This is a genomic window from Streptomyces sp. NPDC005281, from assembly GCF_040607495.1.
In the GTDB taxonomy this organism is placed as follows: Bacteria; Actinomycetota; Actinomycetes; order Streptomycetales; family Streptomycetaceae; genus Streptomyces.
Genome location: NZ_JBEXGX010000012.1, coordinates 185,585 through 205,180 on the forward strand (window position 1 = coordinate 185,585; position 19,596 = coordinate 205,180).

The following is a 19,596-nucleotide window of genomic DNA, read 5'->3' on the forward strand; positions in this document are numbered from 1 at the left end:
GCACGGACGGGACCGGGGGCGCTCCGCGGTTCGCGGGGCGCCCCCGGTCACGGACGGGCGGTGTCCGTCAGCCCTTGGCAGTGCACTTGGGCAGATCGGCGGTGCGGCCCGCGTCGATGTCCTTGAGAGCCTTCATCGCGTCGCCGAGGGTGCCGACCTTGACGAGCTTCAGCCCGTCGGGGGTGTCCTTGGCGGCCTCGGCGCAGTTGTCCTTCGGCGTCAGGAAGTACTGGGCGCCCTTGTTGCGCGCGCCGACCGTCTTCATGTCGATGCCGCCGATGGGGCCGACCTTGCCGTCGTCGTCGATGGTGCCGGTGCCGGCCACGAACTTGCCTCCGGTGAGGTTCCCCGGAGTCAGCTTGTCCACGATGCCGAGCGAGAACATCAGACCCGCGCTCGGGCCGCCGACGTCGGCGAGCTTGATGTCGATGGTGAACGGGAACGTGTGGTCCGTCCCGGCCGAGATCCCGACGATGGCGCGGTTGGTACCGCCGTCGTCCGACTTGGCCGTGGTGATCGTCACGTCCTTGGTCGCGGTCGCCGTCGTGTGCTCCTTCACGGCGGCGGCCTGCTCCTTGGCGGGCACGATCCTGAACACGACCTTCTCGCCGGGCTTGTGCTTGGTGACGAGTTTCGCGACGTCGTCCGGGGCCTTCACGGTCGTACCGTCGACGGCCTTGATGACGTCACCGGCGTGCAGCCGGCCCTCGGAGGGCGAACCCTTGACGACGGTGGAGACGATCACCCAGGACTTCACGGGGATGCCCAGCGCCTTCATGGCGGACACCTTGGCGCTCTCCTGGGACTGGCTGAACTCCTCGGCGTTCTCCTGCGTCGACTGCTGCTCGGTCTTGCCACCCGGGTAGAGCGTGTCGTGCGGCACGATCTTGCTGTCGTGCGCCAGCCATCCGTACACGGCCTCGACGAGGTTCATGTTGTAGTCGGCGCTCGTGACCCGCACCGTGGTCATGTTCAGGTGACCGGTCGTCGGATACGTCTTGCGGCCCGAGATCTGCAGCACCGGCTCACCGTCGTGGTCACCCAGTGTGTTCACCGTGGGACCCGGTGACATCTCCGAGTACGGCACTTTGATGAACACTCCCGCGCACAGGAGCGCGATCAGGATCAGAGTGGAGGCGAGCATCGTCGCGGTGCGGCGTGGCATGGAACGACAGTACGGGACAGTGATGTATGCGCACCGTCGGGGCCGTCCGTACGTGGAGGGTCCGGAGCCCGCCCGAACGGCACGAATGCCGTGTTCCGGGCGGTGATCCGAAGCGTTCCACACGGCTGCGGGCCGACCGGAGGCCGGAAGCGGTCCGTCGAACGCCCGGGCGCATAGCGCGGGCGTGAGGGGGACGGACCCCGGACCTCAGACGGCGTCGGAGTGGGACTTCTCCCGCACGTCGGTCCGCTCCATGGCCTCACGGAAGCGCGTGTATCCCGCGAGCTCGACACCGTCTCCCGCGGCCTTGCGATTCCGGCCGGCCCAACCGCCCCACAGACTGGCACCGATCGCGGCCATCAGCGGAATCAGCAACCAGGCAAGCGCCGCCATGTCGACCTCCCATCCCCATGAGCGACCTGACTGATCAGCAGATTTAACATCCGCACTGTTCAGCAGATTAACCATCCGCACTGTCAACGCTCACGGCAGGGCCCCGGTTACGCAACCGGACGAGGGTGAGAAGTCGGTCAGCCCCCGGTAAGCCTCGGGAGGGAGGAGATCCGGCCGGTCTCAGCAGGCGCCGACCCACTCCTGGGAGCCGTCGGAGAACCTCTGGTGCTTCCAGATCGGCACCTCGTGCTTGAGATCGTCGATCAGCATGCGGCAGGCCTCGAAGGCCTCGCCGCGGTGCGGGCACGAGACGGCGACGATCACGGCCAGGTCCCCGACACGCAGGTCACCGACCCGGTGAACGGCGGCCAGAGCCCGTACCGGATAGGCGGCGGCCACCTTCTCGGCGACACGGCGCATCTCCGCCTCGGCGGTGGGGTGGGACGAGTACCCGAGCTCGTCGACGTCGGCGCCCGCGTCGTGATTCCGCACGGTTCCCACGAACAGCGCGGTCCCCCCGGCGGCGTCGTCCCCCACCGCCTTGAAGACCTCGTCCAGGGAGAGCGGTTCGTCGCGGATCGCGAGCAGCCGGATCGGATCCTGCGCGGCCCGCTCACCGGGGTGGTCATAGGTAGGTGCCATGCCTCCCATCGTGCCGCACGCCGCCGACCCCGTGGAATACGGCTTTCACCCGGCACGCGCGCGTACGGCTTGGAACCTCCTCCAGAACAGTCCTGCGTGCCGTTGAGCCGTGTCGGGGGCCGGGGGCGCCGTAGAGTCGTGAGGCTGTGAGGTCGTGGGGCCGTGAGGTCCTGAGGTCGTAGAGCCGTGAGGTCGTGGGGTTGTGTCGCGCTGTGGGGCTCACGCCACGGCGCGGCGCGGGCCCGGGGTCAGAATCTGCGCCGGGCCTTCCGGGCCCGGCGGACCACCGCCGCCGCGCCCAGCAGCGCCACCGTCGCGCCCGCCGCGCCCGCCGCGGTCGCGTCCTTGCGGCCCAGCCGCCGGCCGGCCACCGTGTGCCGCCCCGCGACCTCCTCCAGCAGCTCCGCCAGAACCTCTTCGTTGGTCCAGCGCGGCCGCCATCCCGCATCGTGCAGCCGGCTCCCGCTCACCACCCAGGGGTACATCGTGTAGGCGAGGTCCCCGGCGGGCGAGGGAGTGAGCCCGATCCGGTGAAGCCGGGCGGCGGCACCCAGCGCGACCGCGGACGGCAGCTCCATCCGCCGGATCCCGCTCAGCTCCTCCACCTCCTCCTGCTCCAGCCACCCGTCGCACCCGACGGCCAGCTCGCCCTCGACCTTCTCGACGACCGCGTACTCCAGCGCCGCGCACAGGTCCTCGACGTGGCAGAACTGCCAGGCGGGCCTCGACCCCGCCACCACGAGCAGCCGGGGAGACTCGAAGTACCTGGTCAGCGCGGTGTCCGTACCGCCACCGACGAGTACCGCGGGCCGTACGACGGTCACATTCAGCCCGGGGTGCGCCCGCGGCGCGCGGCGCGCGAGCCGCTCGATCTCCAGCAGGTCGCCGACGCCCGTCGCCTCGGCTGTCGCCCGCAGTTCGGCGTCCTCGGACAGCGGCAGTTCGTTGTCGGGCAACGCTCCGTAGACCATCGCCGACGTGCACAGCACGACCCGGTGGACCCCGGCCGCCGCGGCGGCCGTGAGCACGGTCTGCGTCCCCCGGACGTTGTAGGCGGTCCGGGCCGCCGCGTCCGTCTCCAGATCGAGGTCGAGCGCCAGATGGACCACGACGTCCGCCCCGCGCAGCTTCTCGGCGATGGCCGGGTCCCGGACGTCCAGGATGTGCCACTGGGCGTCGGCGCACTCGCCGCGCCGCTCGTCGATGGCGACGACCTGCCTGATCTCCTCGCTGGCGGCCAGCCGCTCGGTGAGCAGCGCCCCCACACCGCCCGCGGCGCCGGTCACCGCGACGACGGGGCCGCGCGAGGCTGGGCTGGTTGAGTGGTTTCGCGCTGCGCGAACCTGCGGATCTGGGGAACTCACCGGGCGTCTCCAGCGGTTGTCTTCAGTAACGGGCACGTGTGACGCGCCCCTACCAGGTGGCATCCATCCTGCCGCAGGCGACGAGTCGGCGAAGCACCGAGGCCCGATCGGGTTCAGGTGTCTACGCTGGGTGGTGTTGTGGGCAGCCGCCGTCGGAACGAACCGGCGGCCTTACCAGCCGAGGAATCCCGTGAGTGACACCCCATTCGGATTCGGCCTTCCGCCGGAGGAGCCGGACAACGGCGACGAGGGCAAGAAGAAGGACCAGCAGGACGGCGGTGGCCAGGGACCGTTCGGTTTCGGGCCGCCCGGAGCCGGCGGTCCCGGAGCCGACAATCCGCTCGCAGCCATGTTCGGTTCGATGAACCCCAACGACCTGGGCGCCGCGTTCCAGCAGCTGGGGCAGATGCTCTCGTACGAGGGCGGACCGGTGAACTGGGACATGGCCAAGCAGATCGCCCGGCAGACGGTCGCCCAGGGCACCTCTGACGGCACCAAGGACGCGAGCGTCGGCCAGGCCGAGCGGCTCGCGGTCGAGGAGGCCGTCCGGCTGGCCGATCTGTGGCTCGACGACGCGACGTCCCTGCCGTCCGGAGCCGCCTCCGCGCTGGCCTGGAGCCGCGCGGAATGGGTCGAGGCGACCCTGCCCGTGTGGAAGGAGCTCGTCGACCCGGTCGCCGAGCGGGTCGGCGCGGCCATGGGCGATGTGCTGCCCGAGGAGATGCAGGCCATGGCGGGCCCGCTGATCGGCATGATGCGCTCCATGGGCGGCGCCATGTTCGGTACGCAGATCGGCCAGGCCGTCGGCGTGCTCGCGGGCGAGGTCGTCGGGTCGACCGACATCGGTCTGCCGCTCGGCCCGGTCGGCAAGGCCGCGCTGCTGCCGCTGAACATCGAGTCGTTCGGCAAGGACCTGAGCGTCCCCCAGGAGGAGGTGCGGCTCTATCTCGCCCTGCGCGAGGCCGCCCACCAGCGCCTGTTCGCGCACGTGCCGTGGCTGCGCTCTCACCTGTTCGGCGCTGTCGAGGGATACGCGCGCGGGATCAAGGTCGACACCGCCAAGCTGGAGGACGTGGTCGGGCAGTTCGACCCGCAGAACCCCGAGGAGCTCCAGCAGGCACTCCAGCAGGGCATGTTCCAGCCGGAGGACACGCCGGAGCAGAAGGCGGCGCTGGCCCGCCTGGAGACGGCGCTCGCGCTGGTCGAGGGCTGGGTGGACGCGGTCGTCCACTCGGCCGCCAAGCCCCGGCTCACGTCGGCCGACGCGCTGCGCGAGACGCTGCGCCGCCGCCGCGCCACGGGCGGTCCCGCCGAACAGACGTTCGCCACGCTCATCGGCCTTGAGCTGCGCCCGCGCCGGCTGCGCGACGCCTCGCGCCTGTGGGCCTCGCTCACCGACGCGCGCGGTGTGGACGGCCGGGACGGTCTGTGGGCCCACCCGGACATGCTGCCGACGGCGTCCGACCTGGACGACCCGGACGGCTTCGTGCACCGCGAGCACATGGACTTCTCCGAGCTCGACAAGATGCTCGGCGAGGCCGCGAGCGGCACCGCCGAGAAGCCGAACCTGAAGAAGGACGGCGACACCGACGGCTCCGAGGACTCCGGCAAGGGCGACGGCACGGAGTGAGCCTGTACGACGACGCGGTCCTCGTACTGAAGAGCTACGAGGGCCAGGAAGAACTGCGCCAGGCCTATCTGGACCACCTGTCCGAGCACCCGGACGGAATGTGGAAGGCCTGCCACGCCGGGCACCTCACGGCGAGCGCCCTGGTGATCGACCCGTCACGCGGGCGGGTGCTGCTGACGCTGCACCGCAAGCTCCAGATGTGGCTCCAGATGGGCGGGCACTGCGAGCCGGGCGACTCGACCCTGGCCGGGGCCGCCCTGCGCGAGGCGGCCGAGGAGTCGGGCATCGAAGGTCTGACCCTGCTGCCCGGCGGCCCGGTGACGCTGGACCGGCACGCCATCCCGGCGCCGTGCCACTGGCATCTGGACGTCCAGTACGCGGCCCTCGCCCCGGCCGACGCCGTCGAGGCCATCAGCGACGAGTCCCTGGACCTGCGCTGGTTCGGGTACGACGAGGTCGCCGGGGTGGCCGACGATTCGGTCGTACGACTCCTGGAGGCGGCCTGCGCCCGGCTGTGACCGGCGCCGGAAGCCAGCAGCGGCGCACACGAGCGAGCGGAGGTAAGGGGCAATCGTCATTGACGGTCGCCCCTTACCTCCGCTCGCCGGCCCGTCGCTTCCCGGACGGGCTGCCGTCAGCTCCAGGCGTTGCCCTGGTTCTGCGCGTGCACGCCCTGCTGGCCCATGCCGTACTGGGCGCGCAGCCCCTGGCCGATCACCGCGTTCTGCGGCGGCAGCAGTTCACTCGGCTGCACGAGCACATAGCCGGTGCCCATGAAGCTGAGTTCCCAGCCCTCACCGGTGTTGCCGCGGCGACGCCACACTCCCGAGGAGTGGGTCTGGGCCTGCATCTGCACGCGCAGACCGGTGGACCACGCGACGATCGCGTCGGCGTCGCAGTTGACGTACCGGTCCGGGGTGACCTGCATCATCAGTGGCGACCCGGAGGTCACCAGCGCCACCTTGCCGCGCCCCGTGATGTTGAGCTGGTACTTGCCCGAGCCGGAGATGCCGTACTGGCTGTCCACGGCGATGACCTCGTGATGCAGTCCGGAGTCCATCGCCAGCACATAGGCGCTGTCGACGGTCAGACCGTCCTGGTCGACGTCGAGGACGTGCACGTGCTGGCCGAGGTTGGCCAGGTAGACCGTGCCCTGCCCGTGGCAGCGCATCAGGTCGAGGCCCTCACCGGTGTACGCACGCGCCCGGTGCTGGCTGCTGTTCTGGTACTCGGCGTCGAACTCGACGAGACCCTGGTACGCGACCATGGTGCCCTTGCGGGCGAGGATGTCGTCGTGACCCTCCAGGACGACGCGCAGCATCTGCGAGTTCTGCAGGCTGTAGCGGTCCTGGGTCTGCTGTTCGTTGTAGCCGAAAAGCGGGCTCTGCATGATGTCCTGCTCCCCCTCAGCCCCGGACTCGGAGGCGGTCGGTGCTGTCCTCGCTGGGCTGGACGACGACGATGCCCTGTCCGGAGAACGCCATCTGGAAGGCCTCACCGCTGCCGCGTCCGATCAGCGACTGCGCCTTGAAGCTGCGCTTGCCCTTCACCTTGAGGTTCGGGGACCAGGCGACGAGCGCGTCCGGGTCGACGTACGTCTCGTCCTCACCGCCGCCGCAGTCGACGACGATCGGTGTACCCCGGGAGGTCAGCGCGACCCAGCCCTGACCGGAGATCTTGGTGTTCCACAGACCCTGCCCGGCGAACTTGGCGAGCCCCTTCACGCGCTCGACACCCCAGGTGAGGTGGGCGTCGAAGGCGAGCAGATTGGTCGCGTTGACGGAGATCGCGTCCCCGTTGAGGTTGATGACGACGACGTTGGCCCCGTAGTCGGCCAGGTAGAGCAGGCCGTCTCCGGAGCACTTCATGAGGGACGCCCCCTCGCCGGTCATCCAGTCGCGGGCGATCTGGCGTACGGCGGGCGGGTTGGGCTCGTACTGGACGAACCCTTCGTAGGCGACCATCGACCCCACGCGCGCGAGGAGGTCGTTTCCGGTCTGCATGGCGACCTTCAGCATGTGATTGCCGTGGTTCTCCATGCGCGCGGTGACAGGTGCAGGGGCGAAGCCCGCGAGTGGCTGGTTCATGACGGGCTCCCTCAGACCTCGTACGGCTGGACGACGACGAAACTGCCTGGCGCGGCACGGAACTGGAGGTTCACGCTCTCGCCGGTGTCACCGGCGTAGGCGTTCCGGCGCATCCTCACCTGGCTGGAGACGATCACCTGCGCGGCGGCGGACCAGGCGACGACGGCGTTGCAGTCGGCGAACGTCGTGGGGGTCACCGGCAGGACGACAGGGGCGCCGTGCGTCTTGACGACGATGGTGCCCGTCCCCTGGAACTGCATCGTGAACAGCGCGCCCCCGGGGATGCCGTGCCCCTCGATCCGGCGGACCTCGTACTGGAGGGACTCGTCGAAGGCGAGGACGTTCTCCGCGGAGACGCAGATCGCGTCCCCCTGGAGCTCGATGGGGTGCACATGGGTGGCGTTCTCGGCGAAGAACACCTGGCCCTGGCCGGTGCAGCGCATCAGCTGCATCTCCTGGCCCGTCGCGCTCCCTACGAGGCGGCCCGCGAACCCGGCGCCCTTGTAGCTGAAGTCGACCTTGCCCTGGTAGAGCACCATGCTGCCCTGGCGTGCCAGCACGGGCTGACCGCCGATGCCGAGATCGACCCGGATGAGCTTCTTGTTCTGCGGAGTCCACCGCTGGCCGGTGGGCGTCTCCTTGAAGGCCCCCAGAGCCGCAGACACACCGGCCCCGACCTGCGGAGTTCCCTGGGGCGCGCCGTACGGGGAGGGGGCGCCGGGCTGACCCGGGTACTGCCCGGGTGCCTGGCCCGGGATCTGGCCGTAGCCGGGGGGCGCCGTCGGGGGCTGCTGGCCGTATCCGGGAGGAGCGGCCGGTGCCTGCTGGCCGTAACCGGGCGGCAGGTGCGCCGGCTGGCCGGGCGGCTGCTGGCCGTATCCCGGCGGCGGACCGGGCGGCTGCCCGTAGGGCGCGGGTCCCGGCGGCGGGACAGCACCGCCCGGAGGGGTGTACAGCTGCGCCACGATCGTCGGGGCGCCGTGCACCGAGGGAGCGGGCATCGGAGCGTGCGGGGTGGCACCGGGGGGCGGCGCGAAACCCTGCGCGGGCGCCGGGGCGGGCGCCGACGGCGCGCCGAACGTGGGCGCGGCGGTTGCCTGCGCGGGCGGGCCGAAGGACGGCGTGGCGCCGGGCTGCGGGGCGGCAGGCGCCTCGTCGGCGACCTCGCCGCCGAAGTTCTTCAGCAGCGCGTCGAGGCCGCCGTCGAAGCCCTGTCCCACCGCGGCGAAGCGCCAGACGTCCTTGAGGTAGAAATCGCCCAGCATCACGGCGCGTTCGGTGGAGAACTCGGCACCGCTGAACGCGTACCGGGCCACCTCCTCGCCGCCCGCGACGACGCGGAGGTATCCGGGGGCGATCTGCGACATCTGGCCGGCGCCGTCGATCGTCGCCGTGAATGACAGCTTCTGGATCTGCGCCGGAATCCGGTCGAGGGTGACGCGGAAGGACTCCGTGTCACCCGACTGGGTACCGAGCAGCTGAATGGACTCCTCAGGAGACTTCGGCTGGTTGAAGAAGACGAAGTACCGGTCGTCCGCCAGCCGTTCGTCGGCGTCCAGGCCGAAGCAGCTGATGTCGAAGGTGAGTCCGGGGCCGGTGATCTGCACACCTACGTACAGATCTGTGCCCGCGGTGAGGTCACTGATCTTGGCCTTGTGGCCGCGTTGGAATTCCCTGGCCATGCGTAACGACCGTCCCCCATCCGGAATGCGAGTGCGTCGCGTCAGGCTAACGGCAAAGTCCGGAAGTGGACGAAGCCGGTGCAGACCCGGTACACAATCACACTCCCGGCGGGACGAGCCGGCGCCTACTCGTCGCGCGTCGCCGGAGGGTGGGGCAGCCGGTCCGCGGCGACGACGCCTTCGAGATAGCCGCGGGCGCGCTCGGTACGCGGATAGGCCTCCAGGAGCCGCCAGAAGCGGGGCCCGTGACCCGGTACGAGCAGGTGGGCGAGCTCGTGGAGGAGGACGTAGTCGACGACGTACTCGGGCATGCCCTGCAACCGGTGCGACAGACGGATGCTGCCCTCGGCGGGGGTGCAGGAGCCCCAGCGGGTGTTCTGGTTGGTCACCCAGCGCACCGACGAGGGCCGCGCCCGGCCGTCGAAGTAGTGGGCCGACAGCCGCTCGGCGCGTTCGGCGAGCTCGGTGTCGCCGAGCACCCGCCGGCTTTCCTGGGCGGCCAGTTTGTCGAGCATGACGGTCACCCAGCGCTTCTCCTCCGCCTCGGACATCCGGGCGGGGATGAGGACGACGGTACGGTCGCCCTCGCGGTACGCGGAGACCGTTCTGCGCCGTCGGGCACTCCTGCGGACCTCGATCGCGCTCGCCCCCGAACCGCTCGGCGGCGGGCGCGTCGTGCTGCGCTGTGATGCGGCGGCGCTGTGCGGTGGGTCGGCGGGCACGCCCTGACGTTACCTTCTGCACGTGGGGGAAGTCCCGCCCCGGGGACGGTTCGATGCCGATCCGCACTCTGCCCGTCTGATTCGTACGACGAACGGTGCCATCTGTGGACAACTTTCAGCGGGGTCCGGCAGGCACGGGCATGCTGGCATCCGGTCCGCGCTGCGGGAGTGCACCGCGGACATACGGTGACGTATGGACAGCTCTACGGGGGTAGGTCATGCATCCGATCGTGAAGCCCGCTCTGCGGCGCGGCTGGCGGGATCTCAACACCGTGCAGTTCGGAATGACACCGGCGCACGCGATGGTGCTGGGCCCGATGGACACGGCGACAGGCAGCTTTCTCGAACTGCTCGACGGGACACGCGGGATGCCGCTGCTGCGCGAGCAGGGGCGGGAGATGGGGCTGCCCGACGGCCATGTCGACGGACTGGTGGACCGGCTGGCCGGGTCCGGCCTCCTGGACGACACGACCGGAGGCGGCCCGGCCGCGGACGCCCTGCGCGAGAGGAAGGAGGCCATGGACCGGCTGCGCCCGGATCTCGCCTCCCTCTCCCTCGTCGCCCGCGAGCCGGGCGGGGCCGCCGAACGGCTGGCTGCCCGGCGCCGCCTTCGCGTGCGGGTGCGGGGCGCCGGCCGGGTGGGAGCTCTTGTGGCCGCGCTGCTCGCGGGCGCCGGCGTGGGCGAGGTAGAGGTGCGCGACCTCGGCCGAGTCGAGCCGTGGGACGTGGCGCCGGGCGGGCTCCCCGTCGAGTCCATCGGCGAGCGCCGGGAGGACGCCGCCCGGCGGGCGGTGCGCCGGGCCGCCCCGGACCGTCCGCCACGAGCCACCCCGGGGGAGCCGGAGAGGGAAGGGACGCGCGGGCTGTCCCTGGTGATCTTCGCTCCCCGGGACGGTCTCGCCGTCCACGCGCCCGACCCCCTGTCCGCCGAGGGCCTGATCGCCTCGGGGACTCCCCATCTGTACGCGGGGGTCGTCGAGGCGACCGGAGTCGTGGGTCCCCTGGTCCTGCCGGGCGAGACCGGCTGCGCGGGCTGTCTGGACCAGCGGCGCACGGACATCGATCCGGCCTGGCCGCGCCTCGTCGCGCAGTGGCGCTCCGGGCGGCAGCGCCGGGTGGGCGCCTGCGATCTCGCCCTGGCCGCGGCGGTCGCCGGACTCGCCACCAGCCACGCGCTCGCCTTCCTCGACGGAGATCCGCCCGTCGGCGCGGGGACCCGCTGGGAGGCGTCACTGCCCGGATGCGAGTGGCGGGCGACACCGGTCGGGGCGCATCCCGCCTGCTCCTGCGGCACCGCCAGGAAAACAAATGGCGAGCGGACTCCCGAGGACGGCGAAGCACACGAGACAATGGCAGGGCGACAGCCGCACGCGGCACAGCTTGCTGGGACCTGGAGGGCGCATGTCTGATCTTCCCCGGAAGGCAGTCACCCGGACTGCCAAACTGGCCGCGCTGCCACTCGGCTTCGCCGGGCGGGCGACCTGGGGGCTCGGGAAGCGGATCGGCGGAAAGTCGGCTGAGATCGTGGGCCGGGAACTCCAGCAGCGCACGGCCGAGCAGCTCTTCAAGGTCCTCGGGGAGCTGAAAGGCGGTGCGATGAAGTTCGGGCAGGCACTGTCCGTGTTCGAGTCGGCACTGCCTGAGGAGATCGCGGGCCCCTACCGGGCGGCGCTGACGAAACTCCAGGACGCGGCGCCTCCCATGCCGACGCGCACGGTTCACTCCGTGCTGGAGGAACGGCTCGGCGCGGACTGGGCCGAGCTGTTCGTGGAGTTCGAGGACAAGCCGTCGGCGGCGGCCTCGATCGGCCAGGTGCACCGGGCGGTGTGGCACGACGGGCGTGAGGTCGCCGTCAAGGTGCAGTATCCGGGCGCGGGCGAGGCTCTTCTGTCCGACCTGACCCAACTCAGCCGTTTCGCCCGGCTCCTGGGGCCCCTGATCCCCGGAATGGACATTAAGCCGCTCATCTCGGAGCTACGCGACCGGGTCTCCGAGGAGCTCGACTACGGCCTGGAGGCGCAGGCCCAGGCGGCGCACGCCGAGGAGTTCGCTGACGACCCGGACGTGCTGGTGCCCGCGGTGGTCCACCAGTGCGAGCAGGTCCTGGTGACGGAGTGGATGGACGGGGTGCCTCTGTCGGAGGTGATCAGCGCCGGCACACGCGAGCAGCGGGACCGTGCCGGCCAGTTGCTGGCCCGCTTCCTGTTCTCGGGCCCCGCCCGCACCGGCCTGCTGCACGCCGATCCGCATCCGGGCAACTTCCGTCTGCTGCCGGACGAGAAGAGCGGCTGGCGTCTGGGTGTCCTGGACTTCGGCACGGTGGACCGGCTCCCCGGCGGCCTGCCCCAGCCGATCGGCGACTCCCTCCGCATGACGCTGGACGGTGACGCCGAGTCGGTCTACGAACTGCTCTGCGAGGAAGGCTTCGTCAAGGAGTCGATAGACCTCGAACCCGACGCGGTCCTCGACTATCTGCTGCCGATCATCGAACCGGCCGAGGTGGACGAGTTCACCTTCACCCGCACCTGGATGCGCAGTCAGGCCGCCCGCATCGCCGATCCGCGTTCCCCCGCCCACCAGTTGGGCAGGCAGTTGAACCTGCCGCCCTCCTACCTCCTCATACACCGGGTGACGCTCAGCACCATAGGTGTCCTGTGCCAGCTCGGCGCGACGGTCCGTCTGCGTGACGAACTGGAGGAGTGGCTGCCGGGGTTCGTGTCGGAGGAGGAGCTGGAGGACGGGGAACTGGACGAAGAGGTGTCGGCCGCCGAGGCTTGAGCCGGCGTCACCGACCGTGCCGGCGCGGCGGGGACCGGGCCGGCGCGGACAGTGCCCGGCCGGTGCGGCGGGGGTTGGAGAGGGGCGGCAGGGGCTTCGGCGGGCCTGGCTACCACCACGCCGAGTCGAGACGGCCCTCGATCGCTCTGAGGTTGTCGCGGGCACAGTTGTCGCAGAAGTACTGGCGGGCGCCGTTCTCGACGGAACAGGTCCATGTCGGCCGGGGGCCGGGTGCCGTGGTGCCGCAGCGGGCGCACACGATCTTCTCGGCTTCGTCCGCGTCGGACTCGGCCGCGGGGCCGGTGCTGTCACTGTCTTCGGGAAGACTCGTCACCCTGGCGACGATATCGCCGCTTCCGGCTGTTCGCGCGGTACAACGCACCGCGGGGACCGGTCCGTTCGGACCGGCCCCCGCCAGGGTCAATGCCTGTCAGTGCTGCGACTGCAACGGCTGCTACGACGATGTACGTCGATTACTGCATGACCGCCATGGCCAGCGCGCGCCGAGCTCGCATCGAGGCGCGCTCGGCCCTGCGCTGCATGCGGCGAGCGGTCGCCAGGCGCACGGCCTGACGTTCCCGCTCCGCCTGGTGCAGTCGCTCGTGCATATGCGCACGAGCCAGGGCTTCTGGGATGAGTTGCATCTCTCGGGTCCTGTTCTGACGCGAGTCGGTCGCGCCGGTGGTGGCGAAGTCTGTGGTCGCGGAGCCCGCGGGCTCGCTCGTGGACGGCTTCATCGGGGCCTGCTTCTTGGGGTCGTGCGTCAGGGGGCGGTCGATCGTTCCTCGGATGTTCATGCCGCAACCGGGTTCTTGCGCGGGCGGCCACGCGGCCGCTTGCGGGCTACGACGACACCCTGGACGAAGAGCTCGCCACCCCAGACGCCCCAGGGCTCACGCCGCTCCTTGGCGCCGGCGAGGCAGGCCTCCATCAGCGGGCAGGTGCGGCAGAGAGACTTGGCGTACTCGACATCGGCCGGCGACTCGGCGAAGAAGACCTCCGGGTCGTAGGAACGGCAGGGGACGGGTACGCCGAGGTTCTCGATGGCGTCGTCGAGCGCGGTGAGCGCGGTGAGGGGGATCAAGGTGGAGTCCTCCGTGAGGCCGGGCGGGGAGATCGTTTCGGAAGGCGGTACGGACGGGGCGTGCGCTTCGAGTTGCACGGTTCGTCTTCCTCGTCTGGTCGTGCCGGCCTGGGTCGGCCGGTTGGCGGCTGGTACCGGGTTCTTTTCTTTTCCCGAGGCCCCTTCGCTCTGGCGTCCCCGGTCGGGGACAAACAGAAGGGCCGCGGATCCCGGGTGGGGTTCCGCGGCCCTGAAGGCGCCGGCCTGATGGTGAATCAGGCTGGATCACTCCAGGGTTCAGGCCCACGGAAGGCCCACATCGTGTGGTGCTGCTGTGTCTGCTTCAGGGATCCGGCACCGGCTGCCGCAAAGGCATAGGCATGTGCTTCTGCCACTACTGCCGCTTCCAGTGCCTGGGTCGGTCGCTCATTGCGCTCACTAACGGGAAGACCCGTGAGAGACACGGAGGACGCCGGCCGGACGGCGGTAATGCCGGACAGACCGGTGCCCAGGTTCGAGACGCCGAGCGGGCACGTGGAGACGACGACCGAGCGATCGGTCATTTTCACGGTGGTGCTGAAGCTGGTGTTGATGCTGATCACTGGGATCGCCTCCTCTCGGCGTCTTGGGGGACCGGTGCGAGCCGGTCCGACGGATATTAAGTACAGCACGGAACCAGGGCCTTCGAGAAGGCCGCTGCCGCCGTGGTTAAGAACCTATGGGGATTGCCCGGGCATGCGCAAACTATTTTCTCGACGAGTTTGAATCAGTTGCCCGCACCGTCTTCTCCGACCTCCCGACCTGCGCAGATGGCCAGAACCTCGGCCCCGAAGCGGTTGAGTTTGCGGACGCCGACCCCGGGGATCCGGGCGAGCTCGCCCTCGTCGTCCGGCGCGGTCTCGGCGATCGCCATCAGCGTCCTGTCGGTGAAGACGCAGAACGCGGGCTGCCCGCTGCGCTCCGCCTGCACCGCGCGCCACTCGCGCAGCCGCTCGTACAGACCTTCGTCCATGTCGGAGGGACAGCCGTCGCAGCGCATCAGCTTCATCTCGCCGGCGTCGGTGAGCGTGCGGCCGCACACCCGGCAGCGCGCGGGACTGCGGCTCGTACGCCGTACGGCGGTGACGCCGGCCCTTCCGACGCCACGCTCGATGCCTCCCGAGCGGGCACCCGAACCGGCGCCCACCGTGGCGACGGAGCCGGGACGCAGCCCGTCGAGGAACCGGCTCGGGCGCCGGCCCGCGCGGCCTCCGGGCGAGCGGGCGAGCGCCCAGGAGACGAAGAGGTGCTCTCTGGCGCGGGTGACACCGACGTAGAGGAGACGGCGCTCCTCCTCGATCTGCTCGTCGGTCTTTGCGTAGGTGATCGGCATCATGCCCTCGGCGACACCCACCAGGAACACGACGTCCCACTCGAGCCCCTTGGCGGAGTGCAGGGAGGCGAGGGTGACACCCTGCACGGTCGGGGCGTGCTGGGCACTCGCTCGTTCGTCGAGCTCGGCCACCAGGTCACCGAGTGTCGCGCCGGGCCTGGCGACCGCGAAGTCCTGCGCGAGGTTCACCAGGGCGGCCAGGGACTCCCAGCGCTCCCTGACCGCTCCGGAACCCGCCGGGGGGTTGCCGGTCCAGCCCTCGCCCGAGAGCACCGCGCGAACCTGCGAGGGCAGGTCGACAACATCGTCGAGCAGCGAGTCGTTGCCGCCGAAACGGGCCGCGGCGCGCAGGGCCGCGCCGGCTTTGCGCACCTCGGGACGGTCGAAGAACCGCTCGGCGCCGCGCAGCTGGTAGGGCACACCGGCGTCGGCGAGGGCCTGCTCGTAGGTCTCGGACTGGGAGTTCGTGCGGAACAGGATCGCGATCTCACCGGCGGGTACGCCCGAGGCGATGAGGTCGCGGATGCGGCGGGCGGCGCCCTCGGCCTCCGCGGGCTCGTCCGTGTACTCGGCGTATACGGGCTCGGCGCCCGGGGGCCGCTGGGAGATCAGTTCGAGCCGGTGCTCGGCGGCCCGGCCGCGCGCCTGGGAGAGCAGACCGTTGGCCAGCCGGACGACCTGGGGCGAGGAGCGGTAGTCGCGGACGAGCTTGACGACGGTAGCTCCGGGATGGCGGGTGCGGAAGTCGAGAAGGTGGTCCGGAGTTGCACCGGTGAACGAATAGATCGTCTGGCTGGCGTCACCCACCACGCAGAGGTTGTCCCGCTCGCCGAGCCACAGGTCCAGCAGGCGCTGCTGGAGCGGGCTGACGTCCTGGTACTCGTCGACCACGAAGTGCTGGTACTGGGAGCGGACCTGCTCGGCGATGTCGTGCCGGTCCTGGAGGATCGCGACCGTGAGCAGCAGGACGTCCTCGAAGTCGATGACCGCGCGGTCGCGCTTGAGGTCCTCGTACGCCGAGTAGATCTTGGCGGTCTCCGCCGGGTCCCGGGGCGCCTCGCGGCCGGCGCGGGCGGCGGCCGCCGCGTAGTCGGCGGGGATGGTCTGGGTGACCTTGCACCACTCGATCTCGCCGGTGACGTCCCGCAGCTCTCCTCGGTCGAGGCGGATGCGGCAGGCGGCCGCCGCGTCCGCGACGAGCTGGATCTTGCGGTCCACCAGCCGGGGCAGTGACCCACCGACGGCTTTCGGCCAGAAGTACTGGAGCTGACGCAGCGCGGCGGAGTGGAAGGTGCGGGCCTGGACGCCTCCGGCGCCGAGCTGGCGCAACCGTCCGCGCATCTCTCCGGCGGCACGGTTGGTGAAGGTGACGGCGAGCACGCTGGAGGGCTGGAGGATCCCCGCGCGCACCCCGTAGGCGATGCGGTGGGTGATCGCCCGCGTCTTGCCCGTGCCGGCTCCCGCCAGCACGCACACCGGACCGTGCAGGGCGGTAGCGACCGCGCGCTGCTCGGGGTCGAGCCCGTCGAGCACCGCGTCGGCCGTGTCCGGAACCTGCGGGAAGAGGGTGGAGTGCGTTGCTGCTGTCACACAGCCATGCTGCCAGGTCGGCGGAGACGGGTGAGCCGGTTGTCCACAGGGAGGCGGCTGCGGTCGTACGAATGCGGTGAGCGTCACGTCCACCAGGGGTGCGAGTGTCATGTCCGCCGCATCCGCCGCGGGCGTGTTCCAGCCATGGCCACGGGTGTCCCGCCTCTCCCCTGCCGCGGCCGTGTCACCTGCGGTGGGGCGCGGTCGCGGCGAGTGTCTCGTCCCGACGGGCGGCCCGGATACCCCCCGCGGGAATGGCGGCCGGGCGGCCTGCGTTCCACTTGCAGCGACCAGCCACCCGCCGTGAAGGAGCGCATGAGACATGCAGGGCACTGTGACGATGTACAGCACCACGTGGTGCGGCTACTGCCGTCGGCTCAAGAGCCAGATGGACCGTGAGGGCATCGCGTACAACGAGATCAACATCGAGCAGGACCCGCAGTCCGCGGCGTTCGTCGAGAAGGCGAACGGCGGCAACCAGACCGTTCCGACGGTCCTGGTGGTCGCCGCCGGGGGCGCCGAGGTCGTCATGACGAACCCGAGTCTCGCCCAGGTGAAGCAGGCCCTGACCGCCTGACCTCCCGCGCGCACGGCAACGCCCCTCCCGCGAACTCGCAGGAGGGGCGTTCGTCATGTCCCGAGCGCTCTCAGACGGCGGTTCCCCGGGTCGGCAGCGGCTTGCCGTACCAGAGCTCGATCAGGCGTGCCGCGATCGAGATCCCGTAGGGAGGCATGACCTCGCCGGACTCGAAGGCGGCCCTCAGGTCGTCCCGGGAGAACCAGCGGGCCTCGTGGATCTCCTCGCCGTCGACGGTGATCTCCGACGAGGTGGCGCGGGCCCGGAAGCCCAGCATGAGGCTGGAGGGGAACGGCCAGGGCTGGCTGGCGACGTACTCGACCTCGCCGACCGTCACGCCGGCCTCCTCGAAGACCTCTCGGCGCACCGACTGCTCGATCGACTCGCCGGGCTCGACGAAGCCCGCGAGGGTGGAGAAGCGGCCTTCGGGCCAGTGCACCTGCCGGCCGAGCAGGATGCGGTCGTCGTCGTCCGTGACGGCCATGATCACGGCCGGGTCGGTGCGCGGGTAGTGCTCGGCGCCGCACGCGGGGCAGCGGCGGATGTGACCGGCGGCGGCGATGACGGTGCGCTCGCCGCAGCGGGAGCAGAAGCGGTGCAGCCGCTGCCAGTTCTCCAGGGCGACCGCGTGGACCATCAGACCGGCGTCGCGCGGCGACAGCAGGAGACCGGCCTCACGCAGGCCGGCCGGCCGGGCGGACTGGTCGATACGGCCGGGAAGGGCGTCCTTCTGGAGCGCGAAGTAGCTCACCCCGTCGTCGTCCGTGCCCAGGAAGTAGCGGTGCGCCTCGGTGAGCGGGGCCTCGAAGGAGGGCGTCATCAGCAGTTCGGTGGTGCCGTCGGCCGTCTCGTCGATGAGCACCTGACCGCCGGAGACCACGAAGACGCGGGTCGTGGGGTGGCTCCAGGCCGCCGCGAGCCAGGCCTCGTCGAGCCGGTGGTGGGCGGCCCGGTCGATGCCGCTCGGAGCGGTGAGCGAGATGGGACGGTCGGCGCTGTGGTCGGTCCAGGTGGTCACGGATGCTTCCAACTCCCCCGGTGGAACGGATATTTCGGCGGGCGGTTCAGCAGGGCGGTCGTACGGTGCGCTCTTGGCGCTGCGGTTCTGCTTGTTCAGTGTGTCTCGCGCCAGTTCTCGGCCAGGTCGCCCCACAGGTGGGCGGTCGTCTCGACGCCCTTCAGGAGGAGGTCGATCTCGACCTTCTCGTTGGGGGCGTGCCAGCCGTCGGAGGGAACGGAGATGCCGAGGAAGAGCACCGGGGCCCCGAGGACCTCCTGGAGGTCGGCCGCCGGTCCCGAGCCGCCCTCGCGGGTGTAGCGGACGGGCTGCTCGAAGGCCCGGCCCATGGCGCGTACGACGGACTGAAGGGCGGGGTGGTCCAGTGGCGTCAGGCACGGGCGGGTCGCCGCCCCGAACGTGATCTCGTGCCGGATGCCGTCGGGCACCTGCTCGGCGGCCCAGGCGCGTACGGCCTTCTCGATGTGGTCCGGGTCCTGCCCCGCGACGAGCCGGAAGGAGAGCTTCACCAGGGCCGAGGACGGGATGATCGTCTTGCTGCCAGCGCCCTGGTAGCCGCCGCCGATGCCGTTGACCTCGGCGGTCGGGCGGGCCCAGACGCGCTCCAGGGTGGTGTGTCCGGCCTCTCCGTGGGTGGCCGTGGACCTGGCGGTGCTCAGCCACCGCTCTTCGTCAAAAGGCAGTTCGGCGAAGAGTTCGCGCTCGCGGTCGGTGAGTTCGGTGATGCCCTCGTAGAAGCCGGGTACGGCCACGCGCGCGTGCTCGTCGTGCAGGGCGGCGACCAGGCGGGCGATCGCGGTGGCGGGGTTGGGCACGGCGCCGCCGAAGGACCCGGAATGGATGTCCTGCTCGGGTCCGTGGAGGACGATCTCGCACTCGGCGAGCCCCCGCATGCCCGTGCAGACCGTGGGGGTGTCCTCGGACCACATGCCGGTGTCGGAGACGATCACGGCGTCGGCGGCGAGGCGCTCCGCGTGCTTCTCGACGAGTTCACGGAAGTGCGGTGAGCCGGACTCCTCCTCCCCCTCGATCAGCAGCTTGAGGTGAACGGCCGGGGTGGTACGCCCGGTGGCCGCGAGGTGGGCGCGGACGCCGAGTGTGTGGAAGAACACCTGCCCCTTGTCGTCCGCGGCCCCGCGCGCGTGGAGGCGGTTGCCCAGGATCACCGGCTCGAAGGGGTCGGTGTCCCAGCCGTCCTCACGCGCGGCGGGCTGCACGTCGTGGTGCCCGTAGACGAGGACGGTGGGTGCGCCGGGGTCCTCGGAGGGCCACTCGGCGAAGACGGCCGGGGCACCCGCGGTCGGCCAGACCTCGCAGGTCGGGAAGCCGGTCTCCCGGAGTTTGGCGGCGAGCCAGTCGGCGCTGCGTGCCACGTCCGCGGCGTGGTCGGGCTGGGCCGAGACCGAGGGGATGCGCAGCCACTGACCGAGGTCGTCGAGGAAGGCCGCGCGGTGGGTCTCGATGTACGTACGGACGGTGCTGACGGCGTTGTCAACGGGCTTGCTCATGTTCC

20 protein-coding genes are annotated in these 19,596 nt (G+C 70.8%); 5 read left to right on the top strand and 15 right to left on the bottom strand.

The window, feature by feature from the left end:
* Positions 1 to 67: 67 nt before the first annotated feature.
* The 4 genes from ABZV42_RS19030 to ABZV42_RS19045 all read right to left on the bottom strand — a co-directional run bounded on the left by ABZV42_RS19030 (position 68) and on the right by ABZV42_RS19045 (position 3,564).
* Positions 68 to 1,165: a PDZ domain-containing protein gene (locus tag ABZV42_RS19030; RefSeq protein ID WP_356052790.1), complete on the bottom strand. Its 1,098-nt coding sequence runs from the start codon at positions 1,163 to 1,165 to the stop codon at positions 68 to 70.
* A 207-nt stretch (positions 1,166 to 1,372) separates the two neighbouring features.
* Positions 1,373 to 1,558: a hypothetical protein gene (locus tag ABZV42_RS19035; protein WP_339131356.1), complete on the bottom strand. Its 186-nt coding sequence runs from the start codon at positions 1,556 to 1,558 to the stop codon at positions 1,373 to 1,375.
* A gap of 180 nt (positions 1,559 to 1,738) precedes the next feature.
* Positions 1,739 to 2,200, bottom strand: coding sequence for a molybdenum cofactor biosynthesis protein MoaE (locus ABZV42_RS19040; protein WP_355985306.1), 462 nt, complete (start codon positions 2,198 to 2,200; stop codon positions 1,739 to 1,741).
* A 248-nt stretch (positions 2,201 to 2,448) separates the two neighbouring features.
* A complete protein-coding gene (locus ABZV42_RS19045) occupies positions 2,449 to 3,564 on the bottom strand; it encodes an SDR family oxidoreductase (protein WP_037620811.1) in 1,116 nt (371 codons plus the stop codon).
* 190 nt (positions 3,565 to 3,754) lie between these two features.
* Between ABZV42_RS19045 and ABZV42_RS19050 the strand changes: the two genes are divergently transcribed.
* Positions 3,755 to 5,194 carry a zinc-dependent metalloprotease gene (locus tag ABZV42_RS19050; RefSeq protein ID WP_356052792.1) on the top strand — a complete coding sequence of 480 codons (1,440 nt, stop codon included), beginning with the start codon at positions 3,755 to 3,757 and terminating at the stop codon, positions 5,192 to 5,194.
* Positions 5,191 to 5,712, top strand: a complete 522-nt coding sequence (locus ABZV42_RS19055) for an NUDIX hydrolase (protein ID WP_355985301.1) — start codon at positions 5,191 to 5,193, stop codon at positions 5,710 to 5,712. Before ABZV42_RS19050 ends, ABZV42_RS19055 begins: the two co-directional genes overlap by 4 nt.
* Positions 5,713 to 5,828: 116 nt before the next feature.
* Here ABZV42_RS19055 and ABZV42_RS19060 read toward each other — a convergent pair whose 3' ends face one another.
* The 4 genes from ABZV42_RS19060 to ABZV42_RS19075 all read right to left on the bottom strand — a co-directional run bounded on the left by ABZV42_RS19060 (position 5,829) and on the right by ABZV42_RS19075 (position 9,685).
* Positions 5,829 to 6,584 carry an AIM24 family protein gene (locus tag ABZV42_RS19060; RefSeq protein ID WP_355985299.1) on the bottom strand — a complete coding sequence of 252 codons (756 nt, stop codon included), beginning with the start codon at positions 6,582 to 6,584 and terminating at the stop codon, positions 5,829 to 5,831.
* A gap of 16 nt (positions 6,585 to 6,600) precedes the next feature.
* Positions 6,601 to 7,281: an AIM24 family protein gene (locus ABZV42_RS19065; protein ID WP_355985297.1), complete on the bottom strand. Its 681-nt coding sequence runs from the start codon at positions 7,279 to 7,281 to the stop codon at positions 6,601 to 6,603.
* 11 nt (positions 7,282 to 7,292) lie between these two features.
* Positions 7,293 to 8,963, bottom strand: coding sequence for a TerD family protein (locus ABZV42_RS19070; protein ID WP_355985295.1), 1,671 nt, complete (start codon positions 8,961 to 8,963; stop codon positions 7,293 to 7,295).
* A 125-nt stretch (positions 8,964 to 9,088) separates the two neighbouring features.
* Complete coding sequence (locus ABZV42_RS19075) at positions 9,089 to 9,685, bottom strand: M48 family metallopeptidase (RefSeq protein WP_355985293.1); 597 nt, start codon at positions 9,683 to 9,685, stop codon at positions 9,089 to 9,091.
* A 218-nt stretch (positions 9,686 to 9,903) separates the two neighbouring features.
* Between ABZV42_RS19075 and ABZV42_RS19080 the strand changes: the two genes are divergently transcribed.
* Positions 9,904 to 11,094, top strand: coding sequence for a ThiF family adenylyltransferase (locus ABZV42_RS19080; protein ID WP_355985291.1), 1,191 nt, complete (start codon positions 9,904 to 9,906; stop codon positions 11,092 to 11,094).
* Positions 11,087 to 12,463, top strand: coding sequence for an AarF/UbiB family protein (locus ABZV42_RS19085; protein WP_355985289.1), 1,377 nt, complete (start codon positions 11,087 to 11,089; stop codon positions 12,461 to 12,463). Before ABZV42_RS19080 ends, ABZV42_RS19085 begins: the two co-directional genes overlap by 8 nt.
* A gap of 109 nt (positions 12,464 to 12,572) precedes the next feature.
* On the opposite strand, the gene ABZV42_RS19090 is transcribed toward ABZV42_RS19085, so the two are convergent.
* The 5 genes from ABZV42_RS19090 to ABZV42_RS19110 all read right to left on the bottom strand — a co-directional run bounded on the left by ABZV42_RS19090 (position 12,573) and on the right by ABZV42_RS19110 (position 16,488).
* Positions 12,573 to 12,797, bottom strand: coding sequence for a hypothetical protein (locus ABZV42_RS19090; RefSeq protein WP_355985287.1), 225 nt, complete (start codon positions 12,795 to 12,797; stop codon positions 12,573 to 12,575).
* A gap of 139 nt (positions 12,798 to 12,936) precedes the next feature.
* On the bottom strand, positions 12,937 to 13,260 hold the full coding sequence (locus tag ABZV42_RS19095; RefSeq protein ID WP_355985285.1) for a hypothetical protein: 324 nt from the start codon (positions 13,258 to 13,260) through the stop codon (positions 12,937 to 12,939).
* Positions 13,257 to 13,625 carry a WhiB family transcriptional regulator gene (locus tag ABZV42_RS19100; RefSeq protein ID WP_355763875.1) on the bottom strand — a complete coding sequence of 123 codons (369 nt, stop codon included), beginning with the start codon at positions 13,623 to 13,625 and terminating at the stop codon, positions 13,257 to 13,259. The genes ABZV42_RS19095 and ABZV42_RS19100 overlap by 4 nt, the downstream gene beginning before the upstream one ends.
* Positions 13,626 to 13,801: 176 nt before the next feature.
* A complete protein-coding gene (locus ABZV42_RS19105; protein WP_355985283.1) occupies positions 13,802 to 14,128 on the bottom strand; it encodes a hypothetical protein in 327 nt (108 codons plus the stop codon).
* Between the two features lie 164 nt (positions 14,129 to 14,292).
* Positions 14,293 to 16,488: an ATP-dependent DNA helicase UvrD2 gene (locus ABZV42_RS19110; RefSeq protein ID WP_356052794.1), complete on the bottom strand. Its 2,196-nt coding sequence runs from the start codon at positions 16,486 to 16,488 to the stop codon at positions 14,293 to 14,295.
* A gap of 322 nt (positions 16,489 to 16,810) precedes the next feature.
* Here ABZV42_RS19110 and ABZV42_RS19115 point away from each other — a divergent pair, with 322 nt between their 5' ends.
* The gene (locus ABZV42_RS19115) at positions 16,811 to 17,065 is read left to right on the top strand and encodes a mycoredoxin (RefSeq protein WP_326785638.1); all 255 of its coding nucleotides are present in this window, start codon (positions 16,811 to 16,813) and stop codon (positions 17,063 to 17,065) included.
* A gap of 70 nt (positions 17,066 to 17,135) precedes the next feature.
* On the opposite strand, the gene nudC is transcribed toward ABZV42_RS19115, so the two are convergent.
* Together nudC and ABZV42_RS19125 are read right to left on the bottom strand one after the other, a co-directional pair.
* Positions 17,136 to 18,083: an NAD(+) diphosphatase gene (gene nudC, locus ABZV42_RS19120; RefSeq protein WP_355985279.1), complete on the bottom strand. Its 948-nt coding sequence runs from the start codon at positions 18,081 to 18,083 to the stop codon at positions 17,136 to 17,138.
* A 95-nt stretch (positions 18,084 to 18,178) separates the two neighbouring features.
* Positions 18,179 to 19,591 (bottom strand): dipeptidase, encoded by a 1,413-nt coding sequence (locus tag ABZV42_RS19125; RefSeq protein WP_356052796.1) that lies wholly within the window; start codon positions 19,589 to 19,591, stop codon positions 18,179 to 18,181.
* Positions 19,592 to 19,596: the final 5 nt, after the last annotated feature.

Bases quoted from the DNA above. Each gene is read 5' to 3' on its own strand.
- ABZV42_RS19060 (WP_355985299.1), bottom strand. From the start codon at position 6,584: ATGCAGAGCCCGCTTTTCGGCTACAACGAACAGCAGACCCAGGACCGC.
- ABZV42_RS19070 (WP_355985295.1), bottom strand. From the start codon at position 8,963: ATGGCCAGGGAATTCCAACGCGGCCACAAGGCCAAGATCAGTGACCTC.
- ABZV42_RS19035 (WP_339131356.1), bottom strand. From the start codon at position 1,558: ATGGCGGCGCTTGCCTGGTTGCTGATTCCGCTGATGGCCGCGATCGGT.
- ABZV42_RS19065 (WP_355985297.1), bottom strand. From the start codon at position 7,281: ATGAACCAGCCACTCGCGGGCTTCGCCCCTGCACCTGTCACCGCGCGC.
- ABZV42_RS19080 (WP_355985291.1), top strand. From the start codon at position 9,904: ATGCATCCGATCGTGAAGCCCGCTCTGCGGCGCGGCTGGCGGGATCTC.
- ABZV42_RS19030 (WP_356052790.1), bottom strand. From the start codon at position 1,165: ATGCCACGCCGCACCGCGACGATGCTCGCCTCCACTCTGATCCTGATC.
- ABZV42_RS19095 (WP_355985285.1), bottom strand. From the start codon at position 13,260: ATGAACATCCGAGGAACGATCGACCGCCCCCTGACGCACGACCCCAAG.
- ABZV42_RS19115 (WP_326785638.1), top strand. From the start codon at position 16,811: ATGCAGGGCACTGTGACGATGTACAGCACCACGTGGTGCGGCTACTGC.
- ABZV42_RS19040 (WP_355985306.1), bottom strand. From the start codon at position 2,200: ATGGCACCTACCTATGACCACCCCGGTGAGCGGGCCGCGCAGGATCCG.
- ABZV42_RS19085 (WP_355985289.1), top strand. From the start codon at position 11,087: ATGTCTGATCTTCCCCGGAAGGCAGTCACCCGGACTGCCAAACTGGCC.
- ABZV42_RS19125 (WP_356052796.1), bottom strand. From the start codon at position 19,591: ATGAGCAAGCCCGTTGACAACGCCGTCAGCACCGTCCGTACGTACATC.